The organism is Nostoc sp. DedSLP04 (genome assembly GCF_034530775.1).
GTDB lineage: Bacteria > Cyanobacteriota > Cyanobacteriia > Cyanobacteriales > Nostocaceae > Nostoc.
The window spans coordinates 1-23,731 of the sequence record NZ_JAVRCL010000006.1; the positions used below are offsets into that span (position 1 = coordinate 1).

General features: G+C 40.5%; 23 protein-coding genes and 1 pseudogene. 12 read left to right on the forward strand and 12 right to left on the reverse strand.

Translation table 11 applies throughout. The annotated features are described in order from the left end of the window. Positions 1 to 298 precede the first annotated feature (298 nt). Positions 299 to 830, forward strand: a pseudogene (locus RMX89_RS05065) (IS5 family transposase); the annotation flags it as partial. 24 nt (positions 831 to 854) lie between these two features. Here the strand turns inward: RMX89_RS05065 and RMX89_RS05070 are convergent. Continuing rightward, on the reverse strand, positions 855 to 1,079 hold the full coding sequence (locus RMX89_RS05070; protein WP_322688153.1) for a hypothetical protein: 225 nt from the start codon (positions 1,077 to 1,079) through the stop codon (positions 855 to 857). A 100-nt stretch (positions 1,080 to 1,179) separates the two neighbouring features. Here RMX89_RS05070 and RMX89_RS05075 point away from each other — a divergent pair, with 100 nt between their 5' ends. Continuing rightward, entirely contained in the window at positions 1,180 to 2,079 is a 900-nt protein-coding gene (locus RMX89_RS05075; protein WP_322688154.1) for a hypothetical protein, read from the forward strand. Between the two features lie 93 nt (positions 2,080 to 2,172). Beyond that, positions 2,173 to 2,982: a prohibitin family protein gene (locus RMX89_RS05080; RefSeq protein WP_322682605.1), complete on the forward strand. Its 810-nt coding sequence runs from the start codon at positions 2,173 to 2,175 to the stop codon at positions 2,980 to 2,982. Positions 2,983 to 3,105: 123 nt separating this feature from the next. On the opposite strand, the gene RMX89_RS05085 is transcribed toward RMX89_RS05080, so the two are convergent. Further along, positions 3,106 to 3,567: a hypothetical protein gene (locus RMX89_RS05085; protein WP_322682604.1), complete on the reverse strand. Its 462-nt coding sequence runs from the start codon at positions 3,565 to 3,567 to the stop codon at positions 3,106 to 3,108. Between the two features lie 484 nt (positions 3,568 to 4,051). Between RMX89_RS05085 and RMX89_RS05090 the strand changes: the two genes are divergently transcribed. Further along, the gene (locus tag RMX89_RS05090) at positions 4,052 to 4,324 is read left to right on the forward strand and encodes a hypothetical protein (protein WP_322688155.1); all 273 of its coding nucleotides are present in this window, start codon (positions 4,052 to 4,054) and stop codon (positions 4,322 to 4,324) included. A gap of 27 nt (positions 4,325 to 4,351) precedes the next feature. On the opposite strand, the gene RMX89_RS05095 is transcribed toward RMX89_RS05090, so the two are convergent. The 3 genes from RMX89_RS05095 to RMX89_RS05105 form a co-directional block, all read right to left on the reverse strand. After that, complete coding sequence (locus tag RMX89_RS05095) at positions 4,352 to 4,762, reverse strand: DUF2358 domain-containing protein (RefSeq protein ID WP_322688156.1); 411 nt, start codon at positions 4,760 to 4,762, stop codon at positions 4,352 to 4,354. Positions 4,763 to 4,774: 12 nt separating this feature from the next. Next, positions 4,775 to 5,929, reverse strand: coding sequence for a glycoside hydrolase family 10 protein (locus tag RMX89_RS05100; protein ID WP_322688157.1), 1,155 nt, complete (start codon positions 5,927 to 5,929; stop codon positions 4,775 to 4,777). Between the two features lie 206 nt (positions 5,930 to 6,135). Continuing rightward, entirely contained in the window at positions 6,136 to 6,954 is an 819-nt protein-coding gene (locus tag RMX89_RS05105) for a DUF1206 domain-containing protein (RefSeq protein ID WP_322675577.1), read from the reverse strand. A gap of 205 nt (positions 6,955 to 7,159) precedes the next feature. On the opposite strand from RMX89_RS05105, the gene RMX89_RS05110 reads away from it, so the two are divergent. From RMX89_RS05110 to RMX89_RS05125, 4 genes are all read left to right on the forward strand, one after another. Then, positions 7,160 to 8,023: an alpha/beta hydrolase gene (locus RMX89_RS05110; RefSeq protein WP_322688158.1), complete on the forward strand. Its 864-nt coding sequence runs from the start codon at positions 7,160 to 7,162 to the stop codon at positions 8,021 to 8,023. A gap of 310 nt (positions 8,024 to 8,333) precedes the next feature. Then, entirely contained in the window at positions 8,334 to 8,789 is a 456-nt protein-coding gene (locus RMX89_RS05115; RefSeq protein WP_322675579.1) for a pentapeptide repeat-containing protein, read from the forward strand. Between the two features lie 492 nt (positions 8,790 to 9,281). Continuing rightward, positions 9,282 to 10,538: an MFS transporter gene (locus RMX89_RS05120; RefSeq protein ID WP_322688159.1), complete on the forward strand. Its 1,257-nt coding sequence runs from the start codon at positions 9,282 to 9,284 to the stop codon at positions 10,536 to 10,538. 231 nt (positions 10,539 to 10,769) lie between these two features. Then, on the forward strand, positions 10,770 to 11,954 hold the full coding sequence (locus RMX89_RS05125; protein WP_322688160.1) for an anion transporter: 1,185 nt from the start codon (positions 10,770 to 10,772) through the stop codon (positions 11,952 to 11,954). A gap of 69 nt (positions 11,955 to 12,023) precedes the next feature. On the opposite strand, the gene RMX89_RS05130 is transcribed toward RMX89_RS05125, so the two are convergent. The 4 genes from RMX89_RS05130 to RMX89_RS05145 form a co-directional block, all read right to left on the reverse strand. Then, complete coding sequence (locus RMX89_RS05130) at positions 12,024 to 12,272, reverse strand: hypothetical protein (protein WP_322688161.1); 249 nt, start codon at positions 12,270 to 12,272, stop codon at positions 12,024 to 12,026. Between the two features lie 25 nt (positions 12,273 to 12,297). Further along, positions 12,298 to 13,692, reverse strand: a complete 1,395-nt coding sequence (locus tag RMX89_RS05135) for an RNA polymerase subunit sigma-54 (protein WP_322688162.1) — start codon at positions 13,690 to 13,692, stop codon at positions 12,298 to 12,300. A 171-nt stretch (positions 13,693 to 13,863) separates the two neighbouring features. Continuing rightward, positions 13,864 to 15,189, reverse strand: coding sequence for a sigma-54 dependent transcriptional regulator (locus RMX89_RS05140; RefSeq protein WP_322688163.1), 1,326 nt, complete (start codon positions 15,187 to 15,189; stop codon positions 13,864 to 13,866). Next, positions 15,182 to 16,630, reverse strand: a complete 1,449-nt coding sequence (locus RMX89_RS05145; RefSeq protein WP_322688164.1) for a sensor histidine kinase — start codon at positions 16,628 to 16,630, stop codon at positions 15,182 to 15,184. The genes RMX89_RS05140 and RMX89_RS05145 overlap by 8 nt, the downstream gene beginning before the upstream one ends. 450 nt (positions 16,631 to 17,080) lie before the next feature. On the opposite strand from RMX89_RS05145, the gene RMX89_RS05150 reads away from it, so the two are divergent. From RMX89_RS05150 to RMX89_RS05160, 3 genes are all read left to right on the forward strand, one after another. Next, on the forward strand, positions 17,081 to 17,698 hold the full coding sequence (locus RMX89_RS05150; protein ID WP_322688165.1) for a hypothetical protein: 618 nt from the start codon (positions 17,081 to 17,083) through the stop codon (positions 17,696 to 17,698). Further along, positions 17,631 to 17,972 (forward strand): type II toxin-antitoxin system RelE/ParE family toxin, encoded by a 342-nt coding sequence (locus RMX89_RS05155; RefSeq protein ID WP_322688166.1) that lies wholly within the window; start codon positions 17,631 to 17,633, stop codon positions 17,970 to 17,972. Before RMX89_RS05150 ends, RMX89_RS05155 begins: the two co-directional genes overlap by 68 nt. 63 nt (positions 17,973 to 18,035) lie before the next feature. Then, positions 18,036 to 18,347 carry a hypothetical protein gene (locus RMX89_RS05160; protein ID WP_322688167.1) on the forward strand — a complete coding sequence of 104 codons (312 nt, stop codon included), beginning with the start codon at positions 18,036 to 18,038 and terminating at the stop codon, positions 18,345 to 18,347. Between the two features lie 44 nt (positions 18,348 to 18,391). Here the strand turns inward: RMX89_RS05160 and RMX89_RS05165 are convergent, their stop codons facing one another. After that, entirely contained in the window at positions 18,392 to 18,607 is a 216-nt protein-coding gene (locus RMX89_RS05165) for a hypothetical protein (RefSeq protein ID WP_322688168.1), read from the reverse strand. A gap of 179 nt (positions 18,608 to 18,786) precedes the next feature. Here RMX89_RS05165 and RMX89_RS05170 point away from each other — a divergent pair, with 179 nt between their 5' ends. Next, positions 18,787 to 19,749: a hypothetical protein gene (locus RMX89_RS05170; RefSeq protein ID WP_322688169.1), complete on the forward strand. Its 963-nt coding sequence runs from the start codon at positions 18,787 to 18,789 to the stop codon at positions 19,747 to 19,749. Positions 19,750 to 20,175: 426 nt separating this feature from the next. Here RMX89_RS05170 and metK read toward each other — a convergent pair whose 3' ends face one another. Together metK and RMX89_RS05180 are read right to left on the reverse strand one after the other, a co-directional pair. Further along, the gene (gene metK, locus RMX89_RS05175) at positions 20,176 to 21,450 is read right to left on the reverse strand and encodes a methionine adenosyltransferase (RefSeq protein WP_322688170.1); all 1,275 of its coding nucleotides are present in this window, start codon (positions 21,448 to 21,450) and stop codon (positions 20,176 to 20,178) included. A gap of 259 nt (positions 21,451 to 21,709) precedes the next feature. Continuing rightward, positions 21,710 to 22,714, reverse strand: coding sequence for a phosphoribulokinase (locus RMX89_RS05180; RefSeq protein ID WP_322675356.1), 1,005 nt, complete (start codon positions 22,712 to 22,714; stop codon positions 21,710 to 21,712). Positions 22,715 to 23,731: the final 1,017 nt, after the last annotated feature.

Below are 23,731 nucleotides of genomic sequence, written 5' to 3' on the forward strand. Positions count from 1 at the left end.
GCTGCGGCAACGATAGTTTAGGGGTTGCCCTACGCAAAAATAGCTCGATGCCAGGTTCTATTTTTATAATAAAAGCCCTAGCTCCACAGCCTGGGGCTTTTTGTTATTTATGGTTCTGTGACAGCAATTAATAACTATATTCAGATTGATTATTGTAGTACTTGCAATCTCCATTTGTAGAGCGATCGCACTAACAATTTATCGTAATTTTGGCGAACTATAAAAACACTAGGGCGTGTCATCAATTAGGTAAACTGGAATCAGAACAGCTGGAAAAGAATAAATACTCTTGAAAACGATGACGCGCCGATACGCATTACGAGATGACCAGTGGGAGAGAATCAAAGACCTGCTACCTGGGCGAGAGGGCTATGTGGGAGCCACGGCGAAAGATAATCGATTGTTTATCGAAGCAGTGTTATATCGTTATCGAGCAGGCATCCCCTGGCGTGACTTACCATCGCGATTCGGGGATTTTCGGGTGATTCACACCCAGTTCAGTCGATGGTCAAAAACAGGTGTGTTGTGTGGGAGCAGGTGTTTCAGCACTTGGACGATGATGCCGACAACGAATATGCCATGATTGACTCCACGATTGTCCGCGCCCATCAGCATAGTGCGGGTGCAAAAGGGGGGAGCCATCTACTGAAGCCATTGGTCGCAGTAAAGGGGGATTGAGTACCAAGATTCATGCTGTGGTGGATGCTTTAGGCAACCCACTGAGCTTTCATTTGACACCAGGGCAAGCCTGTGACTTGGATAGAGCAGACCAACTGCTACCCAATATTGTGGCGGACACAGTACTGGCTCCTAATGGCTATGATGCCGATGAGCGAGTAATTAACGAATGGCGCTCAATTTGTTGCCACTAGCCGTGGAGCTTTTGCTAATGTAGAAATTACTTTTGTTGGAAATCCTTCCATAGATTTTTTTAAATTTAATAGCAATTTTATTAAAGCTGGAAATATCCAAATTAACGCAACTGATGGTGTTAATATTTCTGGTTTTAATCCAATCACTGGCAATTCCAGTGGATTATTTACAGATACTATAACTATAGGTAATAGTGGCAATATCACTGTAAATACTGATGTTTTTCGTATATCCGATAGTGCTTTATTAGACGCGAGAACTAATAATTTTGGTGATGGTGGGAATATTACAGTCAATGCACGAATAGTGGAGGCTCGTCATGGGGGGCAACTTATTACAACTACCATAAGAGGTGGTAATGCAGGTAAGATTATAGTCAATGCTAAAGACAAAGTAATTGTTTCAGATACCTACATAAATCCTGATAATACAGAAACTCAACTTCCTAAAAGGTTTCCCGAAGATGATGCTAATAGTGGTTTCTTTGTTCGTTCTTCAGGCTTTGGTGTCGCAGGTGATATTGAAGTTAACTCGCCCAAAGTTACTTTAGATAAACAGGGAAGATTCATAGCTGAATCAACATCAGGCAATGGGGGTAATATTAAGCTGGTAATTAGGGATTTACTTCTCATGCGTCGTGGTGGTCAAATCTCTACCAACGCAGGCACTGCGCAAGCTGGTGGTGATGGCGGTAGCATCAATATCAACTCAAAATTTATCATCGCCATTCCCAAAGAAAACAGCGACATTAGCGCCAATGCTTTTGAAGGGCGTGGTGGAAATGTCGAAATTAACTCGCAAGGTATCTTCGGTATCGAAGCGCGTTCAAAGCCAACTGAAAAAAGCGATATTACTGCCAGTTCCGAATTAGGTGTTTCAGGTGCGATCAACATTAACGTACCTGATACCAGTTCCATCCAAAACAGCTTCACCGAATTACCTCCAGTCATCGACGCTAACGCACTCATCGCCAATAGTTGCATTTCACGCGGCACAAAGCGACAAGAAAACTCTTTTACCATCACAGGTTCTGGTGCCTTGACTACTAATCGTCCTGGGGTTTGGGTTTCTAACTACATAACTGGTGAGGTGAGAGGTGTCGAAACTACATACCGTCCCTGGAAGAAAGGCGATCCGATTATCGAACCGCAAGGTCTATATCGGCTGAATAATGGGCAGTTGCTATTGAGTCGAGAATGTTCTTAATTTTGGATCAAGTCGAGCTAAAATCATGACGGGAAGAAGCCCATAACTCCTAAATATGTGTCTCTATGCAAGATGCATACATGGTTCACACAGATGATAAAAATTACAAGTTTTAACAGTGCCGGTAAACTGACCGCTCTTTTGTGTTTGATAACTCTCTTACTCACGCCTTGTGTGATTATAAATGCAGGAGAACGTGGTGTATTAATGAAATTTGGCGAAGTACAAAACCAGATATTAGGAGAAGGACTTCACTTAATTATTCCTGTAGTCAATACTGTGAAAAAGTTGAGTATTAGAGTCCAAAAACAGGAAATTTCTGCTGAGGCTTCTTCCAAAGATTTACAAAATGTTTTTGCCGATGTAGCTCTCAATTGGCATATTATTCCCCAGGAAACAAATGTCATTTTTCAGGAAATTGGAGATGAACAAAATGTAGTTATTCGGATTATTAGCCCAGCCGTTGAAGAAGTACTAAAAGCGGTAATAGCAAAGTATACTGCTGAAGAAATTATTACTAAACGAGGAGAAGTGAAGAGTGGAGTAGATGATGCCTTGTCCACAAGATTGGGTAGCTATCACGTTGCAGTTGATGATATTTCTCTAGTTCATGTCCATTTTTCAGAACGATTTGATGAGGCGGTGGAGGCGAAGCAGATTGCTGAACAAGAAGCAAAACGAGCAGAATTTATCGCATTGAAAGCAACAAAAGAGGCTGAAGCAAAAGTGAATTTAGCCAAAGGAGAGGCTGAGACGCACAGATTATTACGTGATGGTTTAACTCCAGAAATTCTGCAAAGGCAAGCACTAGAAAAATGGAATGGTAAGTTGCCATTAATTGTAAGTAAGGAGGCTCCAAAATTATTGAATTTAAGTGAATTTTTAAAATTTGATGAGAATTGATCTTCTTGTTCGCTGATTTACTCTCCATTAACAGACTCAAAACCCCGATTTTTTGAAATAGTATGGACGTATAGAGGTGCGCCCATACTATCGATTCCTTTGGAGAAAGGATGATCAACTAAATTAACTGTTGGAGAATAAAATGGGAGAATCGAGAATCTTCAACTGGATCAATAGCATAATCAACAGTGTATAAACTGTTGAAGAAATTAGACCTGTGAACAATTCTTTTTTGAGGTTATGCTCTTGAGGTTCTTTTTGAAAAATGTCCTTAGAACCGAATTGCATCAAGAGAATTCCCACAATATTAGAGAGCCAATATCCGATAATTGAACAAGGTAGAAGCAATTTTGGGGAAAGTAAACTACATGCATACCCAAAACCATAAGCTATTGGCAGATTGAATAGTAGGTCATTCCACCAACATAGTGGTGATAGTAAATATCCTAGTACCAGAAAAAATCCACCTCTGAGTTTTTTGAAAATGTCTTTTTTGAATTTTACTGGAGTAGACTGTTGTAATTGCTCTAGTGCTGTGTCTCTTGTTACATTCAACTCTTGACTAACGTTTTGGACGCTTTCCATAAAAACCCACTATTCCTATCGTCTTAGTGCAGTTTAATATATAAACTAAATTAACGTCTAGTACACGAGTGATAACATTTTGGCTTTTTGATGCTGAAGGTTTTACCACAGAATAGTTTCAGCAAAATTGAGGTTTAAATCAGCTGCCACTTAAAAACATCTGATTTATATCTAGAGACATATCAGTTAGGTCGCTGCTTACAAAATATGGGTTTTTGTTTCGGTATCTGAGCAAAACAGAAACAATTTATACACAATTTAGACAATTAAGGCTATTTGTCGCTCAACAAGTCTTAAAGTCTAAATATCCCTTTCTAAATCATAGCATACTATGAATTCCAAGACCGATACTGTAATAGCCAGAGCCTTATTAGTTTGGGGTGGATGTTGAGTTGTAAAATTTTTATGTTTTTGCATTTAGCAGAAGCAGAAATTTTAACTAATAATAGCTACAATAAAAGTGCTAAAGCATCTTAATCGAAAAATGACAGATTTAACTCCAAATAGCACCTTTGTAATAGCAGGAATTGTTTTTATAACGATTGCTGTAATTGGACAATCTAAATTAGCTTTTATTGAAATCAATCCTGGTTGTTTTGGGAGAATTTTGGCTTTATTTATTGGTGTTTCTAGCCTATTATATGCTTTAGGAATACTAAACTTTTCAGCAGAAAATTTGGACTTATTAAGAAATTCTCTGACAGAACAAATAAAACAGAGAATCAGTCAAATTAATGAGATTTTACAAGGCTCGTAAAAAATCAAATTAGCTATTGCTTTACCTTTACCAAAACTGTCGTAGAATCTCCCCTGGCTTTCTATCCCAGGTGTCGATATGCTTGTATATAAAATTATCTTGATTGAGTTTATATGTCGAATAGCCATTGAAAAGTAACCCTGCTTTCCAGGGAACGCGCAACACCCCCCTCACTGTCCATTTTGCTAAAATCGTATCTTCATCTGACTGATAGATCTCATGTACATCAAAGAAAATTCGGGTAAAAAAGAGCCGAGCGTGAAATCGTAAAGTCCAAAATATAATGCGATAGTTAAATTTGTATTTGAATGTATTCACGGGGTCTTTAAAATAGATATCCTGTGTATAAATGTTATAAGAAATATCTTTTTCAAAAAGTGTCGGTAAATCTTCTTTTAAAGTATTAATTACCTTTTCCACTGACAATTTATATTCCACGCGCCTTTTTCCTTAAAAAATCTTTTTTAACAAATTTTCCATTCCTGACCAAATAGAAGATGTCGTCTTGTGACTCACACCACCTGCACTCAAATCTGACAATGTGGGAAATGATGCAAACTTAGCATAAGGCCCATTTCGCAAAACTTTAGCAAGGGCATTGTTATTCTCGCGCAAACCTTCGTAAAAAAAGAATACCTCTCCTTGAATGCCAAGTTGACGATTGTATTCAATTACCTGCACCAGATATTCTGGACTAATACAGTAAGAGCCAAGCTTCATCAATATTCCTGGTGCTAACTTGGGCAGTGTTGTATCTGTAAACTGTTGGTTTACTAGTTTATCAACGATCGCCTGATAACTCCTAAAGTCACGGCGATAAATCTGCGGCTGAATCATATCAACGATTCCCCGCTTCAGCCATGCGGGTGAGTCTTGCAGATATTCCTGGAATGCCCAATCATAAATATTAGGTGCGATCGCTACTAATAAATTAGGATTCACCGCTTTCACCTTCCAGTAGAGATGCGCCAAAAACTCACTGAGAATATCTGCACGCCACTGTAACCATTGCTTATCCTTGTGGTTCTGTGGTGGATTGCGATCGAATTCCTGGCGATAACGGTTGACAGTTACCCGATCGTAGCCACCTTCAGAGGGTAATGCAGGGAAGCGATCGTCTCCTTGAATACCATCCACATCATAATTATTCGCAACTTCCAGCACTAAGTTTAAGAAGAATTCCTGCACCTGTGGATCGAGTGCATTCAACCACTCAAAGCCGTTTTTCTTCAGTAAGTTACCCTTATAATCACGCGCAGCCCATTCCGGTTTTTTTTGTAAAAGTACACCACCATTCAAATTGTAGGAACTGGCAAAACCGTATTCAAACCAAGGAATGACTTTCAACCCGACTCGCCGCGCCTCAACTATCACCTCTTCTAAAGGGTCGCCACCTACAGACATCGGGTCAATTTCGACTCCAAATGTCTGCTGCATTGTTTGACTGGGATACAGAGTTACTGCTTTGTTCCAAACAACGGGAAACACCACATTAAATCCCGTTTCGGCCAGGAAATCCATCGCCTCAGCAATGCGTTCCTTCGATCTAAGAACTTGACTATCAGTAGTAGTCAACCAAATACCACGAGTTTCTATTATTGCCATTTCTTTGAAGAAGAATTCAGGAGTCACAATGGGCTAAACGCCCCGCTACCGCTAACAGGAGTCAGAAGCAATTAGTGGGTTAAATTTTCTTGTTTTGTAGGGGTTTTAAACCCGATTATTCGTCCGCCAATCGTACAGAATTAATTCTGAATTCTGACTCCTAATTCCTGAATTCTGTTTGATTGAAATTCTCGACACTGCACCATCTAAACACTGACTAGTCGACGATACCGCGCTTGTATTATTGTGTAAATCCCATAAGCAACTAAACCTAGTGCCACAATACCCAAAAGCCATGCTCCGTTAGGCTGTTGTGCTAGCGTCTGTAATACTTCATCCAAACCTTCTGCGGTAGCGGCGTTCGATTGCCTTGCAGCTTCAATTAAAAACCAACCGATAATGCAAAATACGATACCCCGTGCCGCTAAACCAAATCTGGAAATTCTCATTACCCATTGGGCTTGTGTGTTGCTTAATTCAGTTAAATTGAGTTCTTTACGAAATTTGCCACTAAAAGCTTGATAAAACTGATAGAAACCTAGAGCAATTACAAACACCCCCACAGTTCCAACTAACCATTGGCCAAAAGGTTGAGAAAGCAAACGTGCTGTCGAATCTTCAGTAGAATCACTACTATTTTTACCACTGCCTGTACCCATAACGATTTGCACAGCACTTAAGGCTAAACTTGCATAAATCAAGCCATTAACTGCGTAACCAATTCGTATTGCTAAACCTTTGGCATCATTACCTTTATTTTCTGGGTCTTTAATTGCCTGTACAAAACGCCAGATTACGTATCCAATCAAGCCAATTGCAACTAGAGTCAGCAAAAATTGACCAAATGGCTGGTTGACGATTGTTTGGAGAGCGCCTTGCGTATCAGTTGTTTTACCACCCCTGCCAAAAGCTGTCTGTGCTGCCAGTAGTCCAACTATACCGTAAACTACTCCCTTAGAAATATAGCCAAATCGTCCCAGTCGCTCAACCCACAATGAAGGATGGTTTGTCAACTGTTGTGTCATGGTAGTTGGGAAGAATTATATCTACCTTTTACCAAAATTTGCCCACGATTCACATCTACCTCAAGACAAATTGTCTAATATTTGTGCAAAAAATCACTATCGGAATACTGTCTTTCAATAGATGTGAGACCGATCAAAATAATATTAAACTTGCTAAGTACAGTATTAGTATTTAGTATTTTTTAATGCTGAATTTGGATTAATTATGTCTCTAATAGAAAGTTCTTGGAAACACGAATATATAATTACCAATCGGGTAAAACTACACTACGTTACCCAAGGTGAAGGCCCTTTAATGTTGATGTTGCATGGGTTTCCTGAGTTTTGGTATTCTTGGCGGCATCAAATACCAGAATTTGCCCAAAATTTTAAAGTCGTTGCCCTTGACTTGCGTGGCTACAACGATAGTGATAAACCAAATGAGCAATCAGCTTATGTCATGGATGATTTTATCAAAGATGTTGAGGGAGTAATTAAAGGATTAGGATATCAAAAATGTGTATTAGTTGGACATGATTGGGGTGGTGCGATCGCTTGGAATTTCGCATACACTCACCCCGAAATGTTAGAACAATTAATTATTCTTAACCTACCTCATCCTGCTAAATTTGCCCAAGGGTTACGCACTCCCCAACAGTTGCTACGTAGCAACTACGTATTTTTCTTTCAACTACCGTGGATACCAGAATTACTTTTACAGTCTTCAGACTACCAAGCTATTGAAACAACTTTTAAAAGTATGGCAGTTAACAAGAGTGCTTTCAGTAAAGCGGATATTGACGCTTATAAAAATGCTGCTGCAAAACGCGGTGCCCTCACAGCAATGTTGAACTACTACCGCAATATTTTTCAACAAAGAATGCTAAATCCAAATTGGGGTGTTCTGGAAGTGCCAACACTGATGATTTGGGGAGAAAATGACACTGCACTTGGCAAAGAACTAACCTACGATACCGCAGCTTATGTCAGGGATTTTCAAATCAAGTACATTCCTAATTGTGGCCATTGGGTGCAGCAAGAACAGCCGGAATTAGTTAATCAGTATATGCGAGAATTTCTGAGGACTTAAGCTAAACTATCAATTGATAAATAAAGTATAAATACTCATCAAATTAGCTATAGCGGATAGCGCCAGCTTTTAATTTTTAAAGATTTAATAGTAATTTAAGAGGGGACGTTTTTGAGGAATTATTCGGTAAAAATTGCCAAAAAGTCAGAATTAATGGCATTTTTGAGATCACTTTTATCTGAGTTTCAGATCGCAACTACCTTGTCAGGAGATAGATTGTCACAAGAGAGATTGACCTCACGAAGTTTAGTGAGATAATAGAGTTGTGAGGGACAGAACGGACGCAAACTTGATTATTAAGGGGGAAATTATGAAACTCCAGCTATTAGCGGCCATGGCCTTAGCAACACCCCTATTTTTCGCTAGCTCGGTTAGAGCCGAGAATCCACAGGATTTACAAAAGCTGCTTTCAACTGGGGAATGTGTTGAGTGCGAACTATCAGGAGCTAACCTCAGTGGCGCTCATTTAATTGGTGCTGACTTGAGAGGCTCGAAGCTCCAAGGAGCTAACCTTGTAGGAGCTAACCTCGAAGGTGCTGACTTAACTGGTGCAAACTTGGCAGGTGCTAACCTAACATCTGCTTATGTAACCAATGTGAATTTAAAGCAAGTCAATCTCAACGGAGTAAATTTTACTGGCGCTACTATTCACGATTCTAATGTGTATCAAGCATCAATGAACAATCTAAATCTTACTGATGCGGAAATATTTAACACTGGAATCGGGATTGGTGGTGAAGACGCTGAAATTCCCGATTGGAAATAGCCCAACTGACTACACAGCTAAAAATCAATACAACATAGGTTTTGGTGGGTTTTAAATCAAATAAACGACTTTTTTGCCAGAATTATCCTTAAAACCTGCCTCTACAGAAATATTAATAAAAATGAAATTCCCTTTGCGTTGTAATTACTTTACTATGGCAAAAGCAGAGGGGATTTCTTTTTGCGATCGCACTGATATCCACACAAAAAAGTGCAATTAAAATCTAAAAATCTTCACTATTTCCCATTAAAGAAAGGACTTTACTCCTCCCTCTCCTTACGGAGACGCAACGCGTTCGCCTTTTAGGGGAGCGAGAGGTCTGTCGAACTCACGTTAATTGAAAATCAGGGTTTCGGCTATTACTTGTGTAAGTTGTATCTGGCACAAAGAAGGTTTTTTCGCTAGATGCAGCCGGACACTATTGATTTGGCACGATTTTTGCACAAAAGGATTGTGACCGCTCCATAGCTGACAAAATATCACTAAAGACTTATGCAACAACAGCGAAGACCGAGTAAGAAGAGTTTGCGATCGCTTGATTACTTGAATGTGTTTCTCGCAGATGTGCGCGATGGTGTTGGGCCATATCTGAGTATTTACCTGAAAGCTTCAGCAAATTGGAACCCAGCCCAGATTGGCATGGCGATGTCAGCTTCGGCAATTGCCACAGTTATTGCTCAAACACCAGCTGGTGCATTGGTTGACAGGCTACGTCAAAAACGAATGTTGATTGTACTGGCGGCTGTGTTTGTTTCTATCGGCTGTATTGCTATGGGCTTGTTCCCCAACTTGCCTGTTGTCATTGGCTCTCAGATTATGATTGGGATTGCTGCTGCAATTTTTCCACCTGCGATTACTGCTATTACTCTGGGACTTGTAGGACATGAGAGATTAGATAGGCGAGTAGGTCGTAATGAAACATTTAACCATACAGGAAATCTGCTAGCTGCTACTCTCGCTGGTTTAGTGGGTTACTTTATTGCCCGCAAGGCAATATTTTTCTTGGTTGCAGCTATGGCTGTGGGCAGTATTATTTCAGTGAGGATGATTCGCGAAAGAGAGATTGACCACGAACTAGCGCGTGGAGATGGTGAAGAGAGAGAGGAGGAAGATAATCAAAAACATCAGCAGGGCTATGAAGGCATATTGCAATTATTGAGCGATCGCCAAATCTTATTCTTTACTATTGCAGTAGTTCTGTTTCACTTTGCCAATGCTGCTATGTTACCGCTAGTTGGTCAAGAATTGGCACAGGGTAAAGGGACAAGTGACACAGTTTATATGTCTGCTTGTATTATTGTCGCTCAGTTAGTGATGATTCCAGTGTCTAACTTGGCTGGGCGTTTTGCACATACAGCCCGAAAACCTATATTTTTGCTGGGTTTTGCCGTCTTACCGATTCGAGGAGTGCTGTATACGTTTTCGGGCAATCCCTATTTTCTCGTTTCTGTGCAAATTCTGGATGGTATTGCAGGCGGGATTTTTGGTGTGCTTTCGGTGTTAATGGTAGCTGATTTGACTAAAGGCACGGGACGCTTTAATGTTACCCAAGGAATGCTCAATACTGCTATTGGCATTGGTGCGGGTTTGAGCAACGTGCTGGCTGGATTTGTGGTTAAAAGTGCTGGTTACAATGTTGGTTTTTTGATTTTAGCAGCGATCGCAGTTGTGGCTTTAGCAGTTTTTTGGTTCTGTGTACCTGAAACAAAAACAGGAGTTAATAGAAAAGCATCACCTCAAACCGCTTAGGGCAGTCATTAATTATTAGTCATTAGTCATTAGTCACTTGTACTGAGCGTAGTCGAAGTATTAGTCGTTAGTCATTAGTCCAAAATAAACCTGTTCACTCCTTAACATGGTTTGAATTAGTCCCATAAAAGACAAAGTTTTTCCACCCACAAGAGGCGAGGTATGCACTAAAATCCAATGACCAATGACAAATGACCAATGACTACTTAATCAAAAGCATCTAGCAAAATCATGATTGTTTTCAGATACATCATCATTGGACTGACTTATATCGGTTTGGGTTTAGGATATCTCCCTGGTTTGCGGATGAACCGAGCCAGTATTGCTTTAGTTGGTGCATCTTTGCTGATGGCATTCGGGGTATTAGACCTCAAAGAAGCATGGCAAGCAATAGACTATAAAACGCTGATTTTCCTGTTTGGGATGATGATAATCAGCACGAACTTAGCTTACGCTGGTTTTTTTCAACTAACCCTTGATACAGTTACACACTTCACCCGCAGCCCTTTGGGTTTGCTGATTGTTTTAACTTTTGGCAGTGGAATTCTCTCCGCTTTTTTTCTGAACGATACCATCGCTCTAATTTTGACTCCTTTGGTTCTCGGTTTAACCCAAACTTTGAACCTCAATCCGATTCCTTACTTACTTGCCTTGGCAGGAGCAACAAATCTGGGTTCCGTGGCTACCTTAAGTGGCAATCCACAAAATATTTTGATTGGTTCCTTCTCTGGGATCAGCTATCTCGATTTTGCAAAAGCATTGACTCCCATTGCATTAGTAAGTTTGTTAATCCAAATTGGGTTATTGTGGTGGCTTTATCCTGATGTCCGTTCTACTAAATCTTGTCCGAGTGTAACCCCCGTGCGTTACCGCATATTTAAACCGTTGCTTACTAAAAGCCTATTGATAACCGGAGGATTATTAATTGCATTTTTAATTGGGATACCTCCAGCCCAAGCAACACTTGTAGCTGCTGGTTTACTGTTCATTACTAGGCGAATCAAACCGCAACGAGTTTTAAATAAAGTTGATTGGGATTTACTGGTGATGTTTTCTGGACTATTTGTTGTGACTGCTGGAGTAGAAAAATTAGGCATATTGAATTTATTTAGCGGTTTAGTTTATAATCCCTTGAGCATATTAGGAATTACTGCTCTGCTTTCAAATTTAGTTTCTAATGTTCCAGCAGTATTATTACTACAACATTTAATTCCCCATCCAGACACGAAAACTTGGTTACTATTAGCAGCAGGATCTACTTTAGCTGGTAATCTAACTTTGTTAGGTTCAGTTGCCAATTTAATTGTTGCTGAGGCTGTTGCAAAACTTGGTTATCAATTGTCATTCTGGGAACATCTGCGTTTTGGTCTACCGTTAACTGTCGTGACTCTTATCCTGGCTTATTTTTGGATTTAGTTATTTGTCATTGGTCATTTGTCATTTGTCATTTGTCATTGGTTATTTGTCATTTGTCAACAATCAAACTTAAAATTTCAGGCTCAAAGGTGCAACGTTCAGGTTCAAAGGTGCAACTTCCAGGCTCAAAGGCTCAATGTTCAGGTTCAAAGACGCAACTTCCAGGCTCAAAGGCTCAATGTTCACCTTCAAAGGCGCAACTTTCAGGTTCAAAGCCGCAACGTTCAGGTTCAAAGGTGCAACTTCGAGGCTCAAAGGCGCAACGTTCACCTTCAAAGGCGCAACTTTCAGGTTCAAAGCCGCAACGTTCAGGCTCAAAGGCGCAACGTTCAGGTTCAAAGGCTCAACTTTGATATTTCAAGAGACTTCCTTGCTTCTTGCTCTTGCTTCCCATCTTTTTATCAGTCAACTTGCGCTGATGTGATGACTTTATTCCGGCAATTTTACGGTATTTTGTGACTGTTCTGCGAGTGATTGGCAGACAAAATTGGATTTTCAAAAGCTGGGCTAATTGCTCATCAGTATGAGGATTGGCGGGTGATTCTTCTGCAATTAACTGTAATAGCATCTGTTGGATTTGTTGAGGAGTACGTCCGCCTACTCCGACAGGAACACATAGTGAATGCAACGGAATTATCCGACTGTGTTGATTGCAAACTAATATATACCGTCCCCGCACAATCCGACTGACTGTAGAGTTACTAAGTCCTACCGATTGAGCTACTAATTGCTGAGGGGTAGATACTAAGTCTAATTTATCCCGACTCTGCAAAAAAGCTTGCTGTCGCTCAACTAAAAATTTCCCAACTTTGAGCAGATTTTCTTGCCATTGTTGCAAAGCTGTGAGTAAATTTCTAGCTTTTTGTAATAATGCTTCTAGTTGTTGGGTATCTCGCCTTGCTTTTGGTGATTCCTGCAAAAGCTTAATGGCTTCGGAATTCAGACAAAAACGTTGTTTGACTTCATAAGCTAAAGAAATTTGCCAACTTCCAGCTATTAGCTCAACCTTTAAATCGGGGGTGACGATGGGAGCATCGCTACCACCGAAGTTTCTGGCGGGACGGGGTTCTAATTCTTGAATCTCATGAATAGCATCGGTGATTTTCTCGATGTCAACATTAATATTTTGGTTCAGTTTTTGTAATAGTACTTGATAATTTTGCTTTGACTCGGAAGTATTGCCAATACAATTTGCTATGTCTTCTAAATAATTTTTAACTAGTAAAAAAGCTAGACTTTCAGGCTGGTTTGTGAGTTGTATTAACAGACATTCTTGCAGGGTTCGCGTACCAATTCCAGGTGGATCTAAACTTTGGAGGAGAGGAATAACAGCCTCTAGTTCTTTTGCACTCCAGATACTACCATTTGCCCAAACTTCTGGAGTTTCTTCTAAGTAACCTGAGTTTGATAACCACTGAGTTAGATAGGTTAAGGCTTTACGTTGTCTTGATGGGATTGACAAAGCTGATATTTGTCCAAGAAGATGCTCGCTTAAACTTAATTCCTGGGCGATGGGACTATACCAATTAGGTAGAATATCATCTAAAAGTGCTTCGTTGGTATGGAAATCAGAATTTTCTATTATAAATGGATTGTGTTTACATTCTTCTCGAAGATGGTCGAATATTCGTTTACCATCCCACGGCAAAAAGCGAACTAAATACTGTAGAGTTGGGTAAATAACAGTTTGAGTTTCTAGATGTGTTTCTAATGTAGATGCTGAGTTTAAGGAATTCATTAGTTAGGAGTTAAGAGTTAGGAGTTAGAAGTTAGGAGTTAAGAGTTAAGAGTTTGATCTCGTTCCCATGCTCTGCATGGGAATGCTCATCTATAGGCTCTGCCTATAGTCTAAGGAGGCGCTTGGCAGAGCCAAGAAACGAGAAGTTAAACGAGAAGTTGAAAGTTTTTGCTATAAATTCCATTGTTTCTTTTTTTGTTCAAAGCTTTCGACAGAAATTCCTAATGCTTTGTGGGGTTCTTGGGGATAAAGTGCTAAAGCATGGCGGATAAAGTTTATTTCTAATTGAGCGATCGCTTGTTCTAAATTTAAATTCATCTGATATTCTCGATTAAAAATGAGATGCTCTGGAAGAATAGTTCTTCCTCCAGAAAAAACTGCTCCTCTCTCTAAAGTATTTTGCAGTTCTCGCACATTTCCTGGCCAAGCATAGTCTCTGAGCTTTTCTAGGGCGGTAGAGGTAATTGCTAAATTTTTAATTCCATTTCTTAGGGCAATAGAACTTAAAAAATGTTGGGTAAGTTGTTCTAAATCTTCGGGGCGATCGCGCAAAGGTGACAGTTCAATTCGTACTACATTAAAGCGATAATAAAGGTCTTCTCGAAACTGATTCAGGCGTACCAATTGTTCTAAATTCCGGTTGGTGGCAGCTAGAATGCGGACATCTACAGTTTTGGTTTGGTTACTACCCAAGCGCTCGAAGGATTTATCTTGTAATACTCGCAACAATTTCCCTTGAATAATCTGGCTCAATTCTCCAACTTCATCCAGAAAAATTGTACCGCCATTAGCTTGTTCAAAGCGACCAATTCGCAAGTGATTCGCTCCAGTGAAGGCTCCTTTTTCGTGACCAAATAATTCTGCTTCTAATAAATGTTCTGGGAGAGCTGCACAGTTAACTTTTACTAAAGGGCCGCGACTGCGAGGGCTAGCATTATGCAGTGTGGAAGCGACCAATTCTTTGCCTGTACCTGATTCGCCGACAATCAAAACTGTGGTGTTTCCTTGGGCAAGTCTACCAATGAGTTTAAAAACTTCTGCCATTTTAGGCGATCGCCCCAACAGTTCTTCTGGTTGTCCGAGATTTTGAATATTTGCTTCACCAATTTGCTCGGCGGATGCTTGGGAATGAGCTAAAGCTTTTTGCGCCAAGTTGACTAAATCTTCTAAATCGAAGGGTTTAGTTAAATAATCATAAGCTCCCAACTGCATAGCTTCAATGGCTGTACGACTTGTTCCATAAGCTGTCATCACAATTACTGGCACTTCAAATAGAGTTTTACTACCTAAAGCTTTTAAAACAGCATTACCCTGAATTTTGGGCATTTTTAAATCTAGAAATACCAAGTCAGGACGAGATGTGATATCTTGTTGAATCATCTTCAGTCCTTGTTCTCCATCTCCCGCCTCTACTACGTCGTGGCCTTCATCTTTTAAAATCTGCGCCATCGCTTGACGCAAAGCTTTTTCATCATCAATAATCAAAATTTTAGCCATCGTTGTGATTCTTCGGTAAGTAAACGCTAAAAACGGTGCAACCCGGTTGAGATTTCAAATCAATATGCCCTCCGTGGCGGGTGACAATCTCGTGGCTAATGGCTAAACCTAAACCTGTTCCTTGGGGTTTTGTAGAATAAAAAGGATCGAAAATGCGATCGCGTTCTTCTGGTGCTAAACCTGCGCCATTATCTTTTACCCAAGTCACTAAGTAGTTTTGCTCTTGGCTGACACCAACCTCAACTTCGCTTTCTGGTGGACTTGCTTGGATGGCATTTAAGATTAAGTTAACCATCACCTGTCCTAACTCTCGGCGGCGTAGTGGTACTTGGGGCAAAGGTTCAGCAGCAGAGCGATAAAAAAGTGTTACTCCCTGTTCTTCGGCTTTGAGACGTAATAGAGAAACTGATTCAAAAGCGATCGCTTCTAGGGAAGTTGTTACCATTTCTTCTTGCTGATTTTGGTCAAAATACAATAGCCGTCGCACCAACATCTCTAAACGGTCTACTTGTTCTAGTAAACTAGCGATCGGTAAAGTCGTAATTCCCTGCTTTTTTAATTGCCGTTCTGTATATTGCAAATTGAGGCGCATACTAGCTAAGGGATTGCGGACTTCATGAGCTACCCCCGCTACCAGTTGTCCCAGAGAAGCCAAGCGCTCAACTCGGTGTAAGCGCTGCTCTAACTCTTGGCGGTGGTATTGCATACTATTAATTGCAGTTCCCAACAGTCCCATTTCTGCGGGTAGCGGCGGAATTAGCGAAGCTTTATCCTCTTCCATTGCTTTAATACTTTGCTGGAGTCGCTGCACTCCCCACTGTAGTTGTAAGGCAATATAAAAAGTCCAAACTCCTACAACTAAAATTCCTAAAACTACGAAAACACTTAAAACGTTTTGATTCCTATCTTCTAGATGAGGCATACGTTTCATCGTCCACACTGCTCCCCACAGAGGTAGAGGGTCAGCACGCAGTACCAAGATATCAAGACCAGGGTGCAGTACTAATTCCTGGGGTAAACCTTGGCTTGTGGCTCTCCGAGTCAATTGCAAAATTGTGTCTCGTTCAGCAGGAGGAATATCTTTTTTGGGGATAGGGCCCCCGTGGGTAGGATAGGCATAGCCTAAAAGCTGGTCTTGTTGCAGCAAATAAAATCCTCCTTCTACCCTTGTGAAAGCAGTTAAGGCATCGTTTGAAAGTTCCGCCAACGGCTTACCTGGCTTTGGTGTTTGTCCAAGATTTGATTCCCAAAACAGCTTAATTAGTCTGGTGTTGGCAAAAGCTAATTCTCTCTGATTTCTGGCAACAACAGCACCTTCTAGACTTTGAAATAGTTGTACCACTAACCATAAAGCAGCTCCACTTAAACCTAAAAAAAGGATGCTGAGGATTGTTAGCTGTCGCCGGAGTGTCCAACGTTGAGATAACACAATAGGTTGCATGGAATAAGGGTTAGAACTTCTAGAAGTGCAAGAACTATAGCGGTTCTCGTTTGGATGCAGTACCCGTTGACCCCACCCCCAACGCCTCCCTGCAAGCGGGGAGGGGAGACAAAGCGTAGCTTTGGCGGGGTGGGGTTCCGAGTGAATTACAACGAAGTGCAAAAACTATGCCAAATTCCAGTTGCTCATTTTTCATCTTGCCTTACTAGCTAACAAGTTAAGTTATCTTTAGCTAAAATCTTGTAACCCATTAAAATCAATACTTTTACTTTGCTTATATGTATACAAAGATAAGGACTACCTAATATATTCCCGATAGCTCTAAAACTCCAAGTAATACATGGTAAAAGCATGAGTTTTATGTTTTTTTCTTGTAAACCTCCAGTAATACATGAAAAATAAGGTACAGTTATGCTAACCGGAAGTGTCAACAGTGTTAAGGTGGTAGACATGACTATCACAATTACGGCTAGTCTCAACGAGCTTGAAAAAATAGAACAAACAAAAGAATACTTGGAAAACTGCTTGACTCAGCAAGGACAAGCGAAAGAAACATTGGAGCTAATAGAATTTTACAAGAACCTCTCTGAAACAGAAGGTATACCACTAAAAACAATTATTGAAAGACTTACTTGTATTGGTAAAAAAGCGTCAGACATTAAAAGTTTGATAGACAAATGCAAGTTATCCTCAAAAAGTGTAGAGCAAGCCAAATATTTAATAGATATCTATAACGCTTTTACTGATTTAGTAAAAAGTGACTGGGACTATTTCCCTCCAACGGCCATTGAAGCTCTCAAAGATTTACAAAAAGATACTGAAAAATCAAAATACGAGTTAACATGGGGCTTAAGAAATAGTATATTATTGCTATTTAAACGCTCAAGTAATGGTGAAAACTTACTAAGTGTTTATAAAAAAGCAGCTATGAACTTAGGGTATGCGATATCCGAAGCAGTAGAGCGAGACAGAGAAGATGCTATAGATTTGGAGGTCGCGCGTGCCGCCGAGAAAGAAACAGATACAATCTCCTGGGACGAAATTAAAAGAGAACTCAACCTGCCCTGATCAGAATGAGGCGATCTACAAAATAGAATTTAAGAATTCTGCTAGAAAGCAGTTTCTAAAATTACCACCCGAAATCCAGATTCAGATCAATCCAATAATCACAAATTTAGCTTTTGACCCTAGACCGTCTGGGGTCAAAAAATTAAAAGGCAGCACAGATCAATATAGAATTAGATCGGGAGACTATAGAGTTTTATATAAAATTCAAGATTCCATATTGTTGATACTCGTGTTGGCAGTTGGAGACAGGAAAGAAATTTATAAAGATATGTAAACATCAGCAAACTTGTTGTTTTAAACTTTTACCATGTAATACATGGTAAAAGTTTAAAACAACATGATGAGAAAAAGAGATAAACATGGACAGTTCACTCAAAAATCCAATGAGCCAAGAGAGGTAAGAAGTTTAAGGCTAACTGATTCTACATGGAACAAAATGGGTGAAATTGCTGAGGCAGGAGAAGTTACTCGCGCAGACATTATAGAAACAATGTTTGAAAGAAATATTTTAGTGAAAGGATTCTCTAAAGAAGAAATTCAAAGCTTGGTTAAAGAAATTCTGCATGATGACAAAGTTACTCGCAATGAAAAAGACAAAATAATTATTAAGCGAGGACTAGAGACTTTACTTAGTATGCTGCCAGACTGACCATCTAATCATAGACTTCACCTCCAGAGCATTGCTGCTGGAGGTTATAGCAGAGCATCATGAAGATTTAGCAGTGTTCCTCTATGGTTGTTGTTATCAGAACGATGTTGTGAGGAATTTGTCTGCTGCTTAAAATTTTCAAGTTCTGCCTCAGCCTTAGAGAGTAATTTTGTTAATCGGTCAATTTCTCGGCGTTGCACTTCGTTTTCGTCTACCAGCGCTCTTTGCCGTCCGTGGATTGTTTCTAAATGCTCTCTCAATCCCCTATTTTCTGCTTCAATTTTTCGCAGTTGTTGCTTAAGTTTATCGGGGAATGCAGCCCAGCCTTCTCTGGCGCATAGTTCTAAAAATGTTCTGATACAACCAATAATCCTTGTATCTATGGCACGAGTTTTGCACTCTTACAGTTATAGTTAGCAATTAAATTGAATTAAAGCAGATGAATAACTCTAAAGTTCGCATTCCAAAAGAAATTGCTGCCGATGTTTTCGCTCAAGCGGCCCAGTTGTATGCCCAAGAAAATCAGGATTATTCTTTAGAAGAAATTATGCAGGCTGGAGCAGAAGTACAAATTCCTCCAGAGATGATTCAACAAGCAATACAACAGATTCAAGCCAAGCAAATCCGAGAGCGCGATCGCCAACGCAAGTTAAAGTTAATTTTAACTAGTGGCGGCATCGGAGCAGCGATCGCACTTTTCGGTTTTTGGACGTACAATACTGTTGCTAGTAATGCTACACCAAGCGGGCGATCGCTAGAAGCTAATCTCCCAAGTGCCAATTTAGCCAATGCTAATCCTCTAGATATTCCCCCAGCACCCCCACCAGAATTACCCTCCACAGCCGGAACCACTTTCAATGGAGAGGTAAAACAGTATCTTCTCAACCCTGAAGGTAAGGTGGATGGGCTATTACTTAATAACGGGCTACAGGTGAAATTTCCTCCCCAGATGGCGGACAGTTTGGTGCGGATAATTACCCCAAACACGAAAGTGAGCATTTTTGGCGATCCTGGCTTTTCCACTCGCTTTGGACAGGAAGTAAGAGCCAAAAGCATTACCAATTCTCAAACTGGACAGACTTTAGTCGAACAACCTCCCACAATCGCCCCCCAACCACCCAGCTTGAGCAACTACAGTACCTTATCTGCACAGGGAACTGCTCAGAATTGGTTGGTGGGACATCGAGGAGAAATTAACGGCGTTATTATTTCTAATGCCACTATTGTCAAGTTCCCGCCCCATGTAGGCGAACAGCTAACCAGTATGGCAAACATCAAAAACACAATTCAAGCCAAAGGATTCGGCACTCGCAATCGTTACGGTCAGATTTTAGAAGCTACAGCATTGTCAGTTAATGGGCAATCTGTATCTTTGCAACCAAAAGCCATCATCGATCCGTAATACCATTAACGAAAATCTTTGCAACAGATGAATCTGCTGTCGGGGCATTTAGCTTAACAAAGTAGTAGTTTTATATCATGTCCGCCTAATTAGTTTTGCTTCCCGAATATATGCAGAAAGCCCAAAAGCCCCTCTCCTCTGCACCTGAACCTCCTCTGCTCCCTGCTCCCTGCCCCCTTGCAGTCTTAATGATAAGTCTTTTACCAGACACGATATTATAGCACAAGTCTTGGTGGTTAGGACATCAACAGACGATAAAACTTAGACACAAAAAGGCTTTTCACCCAGTCCCCAGTCCCCAGTCCCCAGTCCCTTGCTATATTTGTGGATATTCAGGTGGCTAGCAAAAAATGAGGGTATTGCTAACTTGTTAAGTTGCCAATACCCTCACGTAGATAAACTAAGTTTTTGTAGTAGCTTATAAGTCTAAGTTACTGCCTGAGCAACTGCTGCCGAAAGTGACTCATTTGCTGCTTGCTTCAACAATTCGGCTTTATCGGTCTGTTCCCAAGGCAAGTCTAAATCAGCCCGCCCAAAATGACCGTAAGCCGCGACGTCCTGATAAAAACGTCCGCCTCGTTCACTTGGTAAGTTCCGTAAGTTGAAGGTATGGATAATCCCTGCTGGACGGAGTTCAAAGTGCTTGTTGATTAATTCCAGTAAGGTTTCTTCATCCACTTTGCCAGTACCAAAAGTATCCACTAGAATGCTTGTAGGCCGCGCTACACCTATAGCATAAGATAGCTGGATTTCAACTTTTTCTGCTAACCCAGCAGCGACAATATTTTTCGCTACATAACGAGCCGCATAAGCAGCAGAACGGTCTACCTTCGTGGGGTCTTTGCCAGAAAAAGCGCCACCACCATGTCGTGAATAGCCACCGTAGGTATCAACGATTATTTTTCGTCCTGTCAGACCAGAGTCTCCTTGAGGACCACCAACGACAAATTTGCCAGTGGGGTTGACTAAAAAACGTGTTTCCTGATTGGGTTTAACGTCAATGTCGCCAAAAACAGGTTCAACCACTGCTGACCAGAGGTCTTGTTTAATTTTGGCTTGTACCGCCGCCTCATCCGTAATTTCCCCAATACTAGCTGTATGCTGAGTGGAAATTAGAATCGTATCAATACCTACTGGGCGTCCATCTTCGTAGACTACAGTTACTTGGGTTTTGCCATCAGGACGCAGGTATGACAGTTCACCTGTTTTACGGACTGCTGCCAATCGGCGAGCAATGCGGTGGGCGAGACTGATGGGTAAAGGTGTCAGTTCTGGTGTTTCGTTGCTGGCAAAACCAAACATTATACCTTGATCGCCCGCACCAATTTTATCGAATTGTTCATCACTATCTTGTTCGCGGGTTTCTTGGGCGGTGTTAACGCCTTGGGCAATATCGGGTGATTGTTCGTCTAAAGCCAGCAGAACGCTGGTACTGTTAGCAGAAAAACCATTGTCAGCATTGGTATAACCAATTTCAGCAATTTTTTTTCGGGCGAGATTGACGAAATTTACATTAGCTTTGGTGGTTATTTCACCAGTGATTAGCACCAAACCAGTATTAACTACGACTTCAGCGGCGACACGACTGCTCGGATCTTGTGTCAATAGGGCATCCAGAATAGTATCAGAAATCTGATCGCAGATTTTATCTGGATGACCTTCGGTGACTGACTCAGAGGTAAATAAATATCGACGAGACAAAAGAAATTCCTCCATCAAGAGTTTTTTCGTTGACTAAATGTGAGTATTTAGTTCAACTACTAATTTCTGAAATCATAACAATATTTATACTTCAGTCGTTAGTATCTTCTTGATATTGATAAAAACCAGTAACTATAAGGTAAATATCCGTAAGTAAGATAAATGTATGCTAATTATTTTGTAGCTAAAATGTATTTAATAACACAAAAAAAGGAGCACTCGAAAGCGCCCCACAAGCTTTGACACAAACACTGCTGCTTTAAACCTGAATCGCTAACTTTGCTTCTGTAGCTGTCAACCGCTCATAAGCAGCACGCATCTTCAAACCTGTAAGCACTTGGAAGAAACCAGTTCCATTATTGGAACCTGGATACTCGCGGTGCTGGAGTAACAAGTGAGTCAATTCACCCTGATATTTTGTGGATGTATTGCTGAGATGGGTTTCGATATAAATGACTTCTTCCAAATTGTCAAATTGACCATCCACCTCTAGTACTGAGACATAGCGACCGTAGTAAACATCTGAACCGTAGTACAGTTGCATACCAGGATAAGAACAGGTCAGCTTGCGTCCACAGGGAGTCCAATTGATTGTTGATCCTTCATCAAATAAGTAAGTTGGATCGAAGCCTTCCTTACCTTCCCGCTGGAGCATACGTACCCGTAAGACTCTACGTTCGGTATCATTTTTGATCAAGTTTGTGGGCAATACCTGAAGAACCACATCAGCAAATTCTCTTTGTGGTTCGATAAATTTATCAAAGTCAGGTTTGCGAGAATTAATTTGTGCTAACACATCTTCGTAGCGATGACCGCGTTCAGCCATATCTCGCTGGATTTTCCAGGCAATTTTGACCTCATCGCTAATGTCAAAATAAACACTGAAGTCGATTAGCGATCGCACCCGCTCATCATATAAAGGATGCAGCCCTTCAACAACTATAATATGATTCGGCTCTATCCGCTCTGGCGGATCGATCAAGCCGGTTTCGTGGTTGTAAATCGGCTTATCAATCGCTTGACCACTTTTGAGCGCTTTAATTTGCTCATACATCAGGTCAAAATTGTTTGCTCTGGGGTCTAGTGCCGTTATCCCCGTTTCTTTACGCTGTTTGCGATCTAGGGAATGATAGTCATCCAAGCAGATAACTGTCATTAACTCTTCACCAAACAAATCGATCAAACGACGCAAAAACGTAGATTTACCGCAACCAGAGTCTCCGGCTACTCCAATCAGTACCACGCGTTCCGGCTTACTTGTCATAAATCTCCTCTAAAATACTAAAGTTGTGTCAATAATTTTTCACACAGCAGATTCTGAAGCCAGGAGTTTACCCCTTTGGTTTATCCTGCGTTCTTGCTACCTAGCACATCTATAAGACACCAAGCAAGTAGACAACAAAGTAATTAAGTTGCTACTCGTCGGACTAGCCTGAATGTTGGTGCCGGTAAGTATTTAATCCTAGTGATATATTTGATTTTAACAGAAGGGGGTATCCCATACAAGATTGCTGTCAAGAAGAATTAACGTGGTTCCTCAATCATTTTTTTGTTAATTTAGTTGTTAATTTAAAAATGGGGATCGTTACTGCCCATCAGTGTTGCACCTTTATCTGTCTGCTACTTGTGACTCTATAGAATCAAGCGTATAAGGTATAATTTATTATTGCAGCAAAATTGCTGCAAATTTTCTAATGTTCCTAAATTGTAATTTCTGCTCGACAATACTTAATATATTCAAAGCAAAAATCTATCCAACGAATGAGGAAATAACTTGCATTACCCAAATTATTGCCTGTAAATTTATGAATATGATCATATAGAAGCGTTGAGGTTATGGCAAAGTACTGATGCAAGGTTGACAGATTTTTCACATCAAGTGAAACTAATTACAGTTGCTGAAATTATGATTGTCTATCTCGTGATATTTGTGGCTGGAGTTGTCCTAGTTATGTAATTGTCCATAGATAGGTAATGAAGATAGCTAACAACATTCCAGAAGAGTAGTAGATTTGGAGAAGTAAAACCAATTGGAAGAAAACCTTCTTTTCTTGACATTCTCCGATTTAAACCCCTGGAGTAAGCAAGCACAAAGGAAGCTTGTGGAGGATAACTTCGAGCGGTAGCTTCCACCGATTGAAGTAACTCTCCGAGAATATCTACTATTGTGAGTCGATCGTAGGGTACTAAGGTAAAAAGCTATCTCCCTGATGGGGGTGGTAGTTAACGAAAAAAAGATTAAATTGATTCATTATTAACATTCTCCACAAGACTTATCCTT

Coding starts and splice junctions, on each gene's coding strand:
- RMX89_RS05120 (WP_322688159.1), top strand. CDS start 9,282: ATGCAACAACAGCGAAGACCGAGTAAGAAGAGTTTGCGATCGCTTGAT.
- RMX89_RS05160 (WP_322688167.1), top strand. CDS start 18,036: ATGATGAGAAAAAGAGATAAACATGGACAGTTCACTCAAAAATCCAAT.
- RMX89_RS05135 (WP_322688162.1), bottom strand. CDS start 13,692: ATGAATTCCTTAAACTCAGCATCTACATTAGAAACACATCTAGAAACT.
- RMX89_RS05180 (WP_322675356.1), bottom strand. CDS start 22,714: ATGACAAGTAAGCCGGAACGCGTGGTACTGATTGGAGTAGCCGGAGAC.
- RMX89_RS05080 (WP_322682605.1), top strand. CDS start 2,173: ATGATAAAAATTACAAGTTTTAACAGTGCCGGTAAACTGACCGCTCTT.
- RMX89_RS05105 (WP_322675577.1), bottom strand. CDS start 6,954: ATGACACAACAGTTGACAAACCATCCTTCATTGTGGGTTGAGCGACTG.
- RMX89_RS05125 (WP_322688160.1), top strand. CDS start 10,770: ATGATTGTTTTCAGATACATCATCATTGGACTGACTTATATCGGTTTG.
- RMX89_RS05140 (WP_322688163.1), bottom strand. CDS start 15,189: ATGGCTAAAATTTTGATTATTGATGATGAAAAAGCTTTGCGTCAAGCG.
- RMX89_RS05115 (WP_322675579.1), top strand. CDS start 8,334: ATGAAACTCCAGCTATTAGCGGCCATGGCCTTAGCAACACCCCTATTT.
- RMX89_RS05090 (WP_322688155.1), top strand. CDS start 4,052: ATGACAGATTTAACTCCAAATAGCACCTTTGTAATAGCAGGAATTGTT.
- RMX89_RS05100 (WP_322688157.1), bottom strand. CDS start 5,929: ATGGCAATAATAGAAACTCGTGGTATTTGGTTGACTACTACTGATAGT.
- RMX89_RS05085 (WP_322682604.1), bottom strand. CDS start 3,567: ATGGAAAGCGTCCAAAACGTTAGTCAAGAGTTGAATGTAACAAGAGAC.
- RMX89_RS05170 (WP_322688169.1), top strand. CDS start 18,787: ATGAATAACTCTAAAGTTCGCATTCCAAAAGAAATTGCTGCCGATGTT.
- RMX89_RS05145 (WP_322688164.1), bottom strand. CDS start 16,630: ATGCAACCTATTGTGTTATCTCAACGTTGGACACTCCGGCGACAGCTA.
- RMX89_RS05110 (WP_322688158.1), top strand. CDS start 7,160: ATGTCTCTAATAGAAAGTTCTTGGAAACACGAATATATAATTACCAAT.
- RMX89_RS05150 (WP_322688165.1), top strand. CDS start 17,081: ATGACTATCACAATTACGGCTAGTCTCAACGAGCTTGAAAAAATAGAA.